The organism is Amnibacterium sp. (genome assembly GCF_036559085.1).
Taxonomy (GTDB): domain Bacteria; phylum Actinomycetota; class Actinomycetes; order Actinomycetales; family Microbacteriaceae; genus Amnibacterium.
In genome coordinates this window covers 1-1713 of sequence record NZ_DATBTU010000059.1, presented here as the reverse complement: position 1 = coordinate 1713, position 1713 = coordinate 1, and the positions used below count along the sequence as shown (strand labels likewise).

The window sequence follows — 1713 nt, the reverse complement described above, 5'->3', positions numbered from 1 at the left end:
GGTCGTGGCGAGCGCGAGCGGGGATCGCGCGGCGGTGCGCAGGGCGGAGCGGTGGTGGACGGAGCCGGACCGCGTCATCGCGTCCTCCTCCATCGGCGTGCTGCTGACGCTAGCAGCATTATGTTGCTTTTGCACGGAAGTAATTCCGATCGCCGCTCAAGCGGCCGCAGGAAGCAGAACCGGGCACCGCTCGCCCAGGAGGCGCGCGTGCGCTGCGAGGAGCGCGGCGGTGTCCGCCTCACTCGTCATCCACTCGTGGCCGCCCCACTCGCTGCACACCGTGCCGCGGAACCCCGCGGCGAGCAGCCCCTCGAGCAGCAGCCCCGTCTCGCCGGCGAGCTCGTTCGCAGCCGAGTCGAGATCCCACCACTTCACGTGCACGCCGCGGATCCAGGACGCCAGCGGCAGCCAGTCCGCCGCGGCCCCGTGTCCGAACCGGGTCATCGCGGTGATCAACGGCCCCCTGGCGGCCGCGGACACCGCCGGGTCGGCGAGCATCGGCAGCACCTCCGGGGCGACCCGGCGCGCGGCGAACGCCTCCGCGAGGCGGTCGAGCACGGCGGACGAGAGCCCCTCGTGCGCGAGCGCCTCGACGTAGGTCGGGGGCAGCCCGCCCATGAGGACGCTCGTGTCGAGCAGCAGGCCGAGCGCCGGCTCATCGGCGGCCGAGAGGTCCTCCACCCGCTGCGCCACCGCTGGAGAGCGCGGCGTCGCCGGCCCCTGCACCTCCTCGAGCAGCAGGACGCCCTCGCGCTCGGCGATCCGCCCCGCTCCCTGCAGCACCGGCCAGGGCAGCACGCCGAACGGGATCCGGACGGCTTCCGCGCCGAGGATCCGCGCCGCCCGGATCTGGGACTCGAGCTGCGCGTGCACGGTCTCGGCGTCGCGAAGCAGGCCCGGCGCCGGGGTCAGATCGGGCCCGCCGCCCAGCACCGACACGGCGCCACTGGCAGCCGCGACCACGCGGGCGGTGGCGCGGACCTCGTCGGGGTCGAGCAGCGGGAAGGAGCGGAAGTGCTGGGCGCCGTCGATCTCGATCGGCCCCACGAGGCCGCTGCGCAGCACCCGACCGAGGAGCTCGTCCGGTGTCTGCGCGGCGGCGAGCAGCTCGTTCGTGAAGGAGAAGAGCGTGCCGCCGAAGCGCGGGCCCCGCTCGGGAGCGGTCATGCGGCGGCCCGCACGGGCACCTCGCCGCGGACCTCCTGCAGCACCTGCACACCGTCACCCGTCGGCCCCACGAGGTTCGGCAGGTGGAGGCCGACGCGGAGGACGATCTCGACCCGCGCCCCGAGTGGCCCGGCGGGGCGCCAGCGCAGCGGACGCCGGTCCTGAAGGAACCAGGACCGGTCGGTCATCGTCGCGAGCGAGGGCAGGTCCGCCCACTCGTCCGACGCCTCGAGCTGCAGGTCCTCGGCCGGGACACCGTCCACCGTGAGCGAGAGCCGCACGATCGACGAGTACGGCATCGAGCGGTACCAGGGCAGCCCCACGAGCATCCGGTGGTCGGCACCCGTCGTGAGGACGGATCCCGTCAGGGCGTGCTCCGTGAGGGTCACCGCTCCGCGCGCCCCACGAGCAGCATGCGGCACGGCGAGGCGCTGGTCGTGACCGTCGTCATCGGCGGTACCTTTCTGCAGGAATCCGGCGGAACGGACTCTAGACCCCGCGCAGGGCGGACCCGCAAGTGCGAGTTCAGGCCGCCGGCAGCGACAT

The 1713-nt window shown here is 74.0% G+C and carries 2 protein-coding genes; both read right to left on the bottom strand.

All coding sequences use genetic code 11. The features are described from left to right. Positions 1-156: 156 nt before the first annotated feature. Complete coding sequence (locus tag VIG76_RS10660; RefSeq protein WP_331953906.1) at positions 157-1167, bottom strand: hypothetical protein; 1011 nt, start codon at positions 1165-1167, stop codon at positions 157-159. Then, positions 1164-1556, bottom strand: coding sequence for a hypothetical protein (locus tag VIG76_RS10655; RefSeq protein ID WP_331953904.1), 393 nt, complete (start codon positions 1554-1556; stop codon positions 1164-1166). Before VIG76_RS10655 ends, VIG76_RS10660 begins: the two co-directional genes overlap by 4 nt. Between the last annotated feature and the right edge of the window lie 157 nt (positions 1557-1713).